Source organism: Escherichia sp. WS1450, assembly GCF_046487395.1.
GTDB lineage: Bacteria > Pseudomonadota > Gammaproteobacteria > Enterobacterales > Enterobacteriaceae > Escherichia > Escherichia coli.
Map to the genome: position 1 here is coordinate 1 of NZ_JBJQJO010000071.1, position 4,577 is coordinate 4,577.

A 4,577-nucleotide genomic window follows, 5' to 3' on the forward strand; every position below is an offset into this window, starting at 1 on the left:
GAAGGATGTCGCTGCCGACTGGGCAATGGAGCGCCTGCCGGCCCAGTATCAGCCCGTCATACTTGAAGCTAGACAGGCTTATCTTGGACAAGAAGAAGATCGCTTGGCCTCCCGCGCAGATCAGTTGGAAGAATTTGTTCACTACGTGAAAGGCGAGATCACCAAGGTAGTCGGCAAATAATGTCTAACAATTCGTTCAAGCCGACGCCGCTTCGCGGCGCGGCTTAACTCAAGCGTTAGATGCCAGATTTGGCGTTGCGTATGCTCACAGAAAATCGACAGCCGCAAGACTGTTTTTGGCAACTCATAGCCACCACTATTTATCCTTCATACCGTAGAGGAGATTGCACGTGAAGAACTGGCTCTTTCTGGCTATTGCAATATTTGGTGAGGTCGTCGCAACTTCCGCACTGAAGTCCAGCCATGGATTCACCAAGTTAGTTCCTTCTGTTGTAGTTGTGGCTGGCTACGGGCTTGCGTTCTATTTCCTCTCTCTCGCACTCAAGTCCATCCCGGTCGGCATTGCTTATGCTGTTTGGGCTGGCCTCGGCATCGTACTTGTGGCAGCTATCGCTTGGATCTTCCATGGCCAGAAACTAGACTTGTGGGCGTTCGTTGGCATGGGACTTATCGTTAGTGGCGTCGCCGTTCTAAATCTGCTATCCAAGGTCAGCGCACATTGATCGGGCTGGCATCTAACAGTTCATTCAAGCCGACGCCGCTTCGCGGCGCGGCTTAATTCAGGTGTTAGTCGGACGCCTACGGCGCCGAGGAAAAAAGAAACCAAACCATTCTTGCTGCCAAAGAGAAAAACCCCTTACGGTGGCGTACTGGGAAAGTGCGTATCTACGACGCCTTGCCGGTCTCAATGTCATGCCGTCCTCTTTCGAAGGCTGCTTGATGCAAACCTCTCAAAAATCTGGCATAAACTATCTTGACATATTCCGATTGAACACCTTCCGAATATCAGCGGCTATCAGCGGGATCTCATCTTTTTTCGTGACGTAGGAGTGGGCATTCTGCTGCAGATGAAACTGGCAGCGTTGCCACAGAATTCCAGGGAAGACAGCATCGATTGCCGCGCGCAGTCCTGAGTGGTCATCACTGGTGATCATTCGCAGGCCGTGCATCCCTCGTCGTACGAGACCCTCGAGAAAGGAACGCCAGTTTACCTCTGCCTCACTGTTCGCGACTTCGGCGTCAAGAATATGCCGATTCCCGCTGTAATCAACGCCAATAGCCACTAGAAGCGCCTGCTTGACCACATGGGAACCGACGCGAACCGATTCATAGGTCGCATCAAGTACCAAGTATTGAATCTGTCCGACAGGCTGCGCCTTCCAAGACGTAATCTCTTCATCGAGCTCCTTTGCCAGCCTGCTGACCTGGGACGAGCTGACTTCGGTGCCACAAAGAATTTCGACGATATCCGAGACCCTGCGGGTACTTACTCCTTTGACATACATTTCGGCGATGGCGAGCTTGAGAGCACGCTCACTGCGCATGCCTTTCTCGATGCAGCTGGGATAAAACTCCATCCCGCGAACTTGTGGTACTTTCAAGAGGACTTTCCCGGTCGCAAGATTGAATATTGGATTATTTGGATTTACCAACAAACACTACTATTTAGCTACGAAAACTCAAGAGAAGTACACAAAACCTTTTGGAAGTGATGGAAGTTTAAGTCCTCTTGATTATAGTGTAGGTATTGGAACAGGTTTAGAATTAGGACATTTCCAGTTTATGTTTGGCTATGATTACCCTCTTAGTAACAGTTCGAAAGATCCAGACCTAAGTCAAGTACGCCAACACAACTTCAGAGCAAGTATAGCATATTCATTTAGAAAGCTAAAAAAATAAAACTAACCTAGGGCTTTGGATATTTTCAAGGCATCTGATAAAGACTTAACATCATGGGTGCGGAGATAATCTGCACCTTTTTTGTATGCATACATTTCTGCTGCAAGAGTTGGTGCTAAACGAGATTTCACATCGGTTCCAGTTATTTTACCTAAGAATGATTTCCGTGACACTGCAATCATTACTTGCAAATTAAAAGCTTCTTGAATTTCAGGGAAACGCTTCAAAACAAGAATAGATGTTTCTGGATTAGAGCCTAAAAAGAAGCCCATACCCGGATCAAGAATAATTCGTTCACGCTTTACACCAGCCTCAACTAAAGCAGCAATTCTTTCTTTAAAAAATTCCATCATGGAAGTAAAAACCTCTTCCGGATTCGTTTCAACTTTAGTAGCTGCACCAATTCGCTGAACGGAGTGCATCAACACAAGTTTGCAATCTGACTTTGCCAAGCCTGAATAAATCTCAGGATAAGGAAAACCTTGAATATCATTAATAAAATCAACCTTTTGTTCTATGCAAAAACTCTGAACCTCAGGTTTAAATGTATCAACAGAAATAGAAATGCCTTTTTCTTTTAAAGCCTTAATGACAGGTTTGAGTCTTTTGATTTCTTCCACAACGCCCACTTCAGTTGTATCAGGATTACTGGAAGCGGCTCCCAAATCAATCACATCTGCTCCATCTTCAACCAAATGCAGAGCATGCTCAATTGCCTTATCTGTATCTAAATAAAGTCCTCCATCGGAAAAACTATCGGTGGTTATATTTACGATTCCAAAAATCTTGCTCATATCATTTTGCTTTGATTACAAAAGTAGCATTTATCTTAATTGACTAATTATCACTTACGCAAATTGACACATTTTCCCTATCTTTGCAGCCTAATTTTTTTGTTTTAATTCATTATGAAAACTGATAGGAACTGTCATTTCGAGTTTTTCGCGGTTTTGGGTCAAAATTCGGTTTTTTCCCCGAACTACGACTGTTTTCGCACCCCGAACAACTAATCCAATCAGAATTTTCCGGCAACGCCGACTCCAAGAAGTGTAATTCCAGTCTATTTCTGCCGTCAACCCCTGATTCGCGTTAATGCGACAAAGCTCAAACACATAACTCCCCCACGAAGCCATATAAACTCCGATTTCGAGGTGTTATCCTGTTCCGCATAAACTTCGTTTTTGGGTATTATACCTACACCAAAGCAAGAAGATTATGGGTCCAAACTTCATTTGTATATTTTGCAAACAAATATCTGCCTGTCATATCTGTCGGAGTGTGGTGATACTCCTTTGCATTAAAAATGCGCTGATAAAAGGTAGTTCAGCAAAAGGCGAAACGCCAATAAATATATCTATAACCGGTTTCGCCCGTTGATTGGGTATCGCCGTGCTTCCGATATGTTCAATGGCTACGGCATGAGAACCGAAAAAATGGAGCAATTTTATTTTCTCTTCTTCAAAATTCTTTGTCCAATCCGGGTTATATTCCATAATTTCAATTTTCATGATAGTTTCGTCCTTGCCTCAAAAACCATGTTTGGTATTATACTCCATATCTCTCCGGTGCAGGAATAGCCTTTTCTGATGCACGGCTAACAGCTTCCCATTCTTCCCAGGTAGCCATCCGTGCTTTTAAGGTATCCATCGCCAAATCGTATACCATGCTGCCAAGGATAAGCCTCAAAGGCGGATTATTGCTGGCTACTAATTTCATAAGGGCTTCCGCTGCCAAGGAAGGATCACTATCGACCGAATCTTCGGAATACTGTTTCGCCAGCTCATCGCGCAGTGTACCGTATGAATCTAATGGATTGCTGTAACTCATCGAAGTGTATAAATCTGTCCAATATCCTCCTGGTTCCACCATAGTGAGTTTCACTCCGAAATGTTCCGCTTCTTTTGCTAAGGCTTCACTCATTCCTTCCAGCGCAAATTTACTTGCACTGTAAATACCAGACATCGGACCCGAGATAATAGCGCCAATGCTTGTAATCTGTATGATATGTCCAGAACGCTGCGACCTCAAATAGGGCATCACTGCCTGACAAACCCAAAGAGCTCCAAAAAAGTTTGTGTCCATTAGTTTCCGAGCATCGGATTCGTTTAGTTCTTCAATCATACCCATAGTCATGATACCCGCATTATTAACAACAATATCAAGCCTACCGAAATGTTTAACTGCTGTTTCAACCGTAGAAAAAACAGCCTCCCTATCTGTAACATCGAGGTTTAATGGCAGTAAGCTCTCTTGATATGTTTCTTCTAGCTTCGCCAAATTATCGATAGTCCTTGCAACTGCAACAACTTTATCCCCGGCTTTCAAGGCGGCGCATGTAAAAGCATAGCCAAGCCCCTTGCTTGCTCCGGTAATAAACCATACTCTTTTATTTTCGCTATTAGGTATCATAGATATTCTCCTTTAGGCTATTATAGAAAGATTATTATAAGCGAAATTAATACCGTTAAACGCCATGAGCCCGACAATTTTGAGCACTTTGTTTTGTACTCCCAGAAGCTCACCACTACAAATTATCATCAACCCGGTCCTTTTTTCAGTCCACTTGCGGTTTCATTGTTACTTTGTCGGCACTGTTGCAAAGTTATCGATGAGGCAGCCTTTTGTCTTATTCAAAGGCCTTACATTTCAAAAACTCTGCTTACCAGGCGCATTTCGCCCAGGGGATCACCATAATAAAATGCTGAGGCCTGGCCTTT

At 44.1% G+C, this 4,577-nt stretch carries 6 protein-coding genes and 2 pseudogenes; 3 read left to right on the forward strand and 5 right to left on the reverse strand.

From position 1 onward, the window contains the following. Positions 1-228 (forward strand): annotated as a pseudogene (locus ACJHYR_RS26920) (aminoglycoside adenylyltransferase domain-containing protein); the annotation flags it as partial. Positions 229-350: 122 nt separating this feature from the next. After that, positions 351-683 (forward strand): quaternary ammonium compound efflux SMR transporter QacL, encoded by a 333-nt coding sequence (gene qac, locus ACJHYR_RS26925; RefSeq protein ID WP_000800531.1) that lies wholly within the window; start codon positions 351-353, stop codon positions 681-683. Positions 684-929: 246 nt separating this feature from the next. Here the strand turns inward: qac and ACJHYR_RS26930 are convergent, their stop codons facing one another. Beyond that, positions 930-1,562 (reverse strand): IS256 family transposase, encoded by a 633-nt coding sequence (locus ACJHYR_RS26930; protein WP_020802982.1) that lies wholly within the window; start codon positions 1,560-1,562, stop codon positions 930-932. A gap of 22 nt (positions 1,563-1,584) precedes the next feature. Here ACJHYR_RS26930 and ACJHYR_RS26935 point away from each other — a divergent pair, with 22 nt between their 5' ends. After that, a complete protein-coding gene (locus ACJHYR_RS26935) occupies positions 1,585-1,860 on the forward strand; it encodes a hypothetical protein (protein WP_109023896.1) in 276 nt (91 codons plus the stop codon). A gap of 2 nt (positions 1,861-1,862) precedes the next feature. Here the strand turns inward: ACJHYR_RS26935 and sul3 are convergent, their stop codons facing one another. From sul3 to ACJHYR_RS26955, 4 genes and pseudogenes are all read right to left on the reverse strand, one after another. After that, positions 1,863-2,654: a sulfonamide-resistant dihydropteroate synthase Sul3 gene (sul3, locus tag ACJHYR_RS26940; RefSeq protein WP_000034420.1), complete on the reverse strand. Its 792-nt coding sequence runs from the start codon at positions 2,652-2,654 to the stop codon at positions 1,863-1,865. A gap of 468 nt (positions 2,655-3,122) precedes the next feature. Further along, positions 3,123-3,368 (reverse strand): GrpB family protein, encoded by a 246-nt coding sequence (locus tag ACJHYR_RS26945; protein WP_001354008.1) that lies wholly within the window; start codon positions 3,366-3,368, stop codon positions 3,123-3,125. 37 nt (positions 3,369-3,405) lie between these two features. After that, complete coding sequence (locus ACJHYR_RS26950) at positions 3,406-4,269, reverse strand: SDR family oxidoreductase (protein WP_000612791.1); 864 nt, start codon at positions 4,267-4,269, stop codon at positions 3,406-3,408. 230 nt (positions 4,270-4,499) lie between these two features. Continuing rightward, positions 4,500-4,577 (reverse strand): annotated as a pseudogene (locus tag ACJHYR_RS26955) (IS6 family transposase); the annotation flags it as partial.

What these genes read in the sequence shown, in the direction of transcription:
- ACJHYR_RS26950 (WP_000612791.1), bottom strand. Translation starts at nt 4,269, where the DNA reads ATGATACCTAATAGCGAAAATAAAAGAGTATGGTTTATTACCGGAGCA.
- ACJHYR_RS26945 (WP_001354008.1), bottom strand. Translation starts at nt 3,368, where the DNA reads ATGAAAATTGAAATTATGGAATATAACCCGGATTGGACAAAGAATTTT.
- sul3 (WP_000034420.1), bottom strand. Translation starts at nt 2,654, where the DNA reads ATGAGCAAGATTTTTGGAATCGTAAATATAACCACCGATAGTTTTTCC.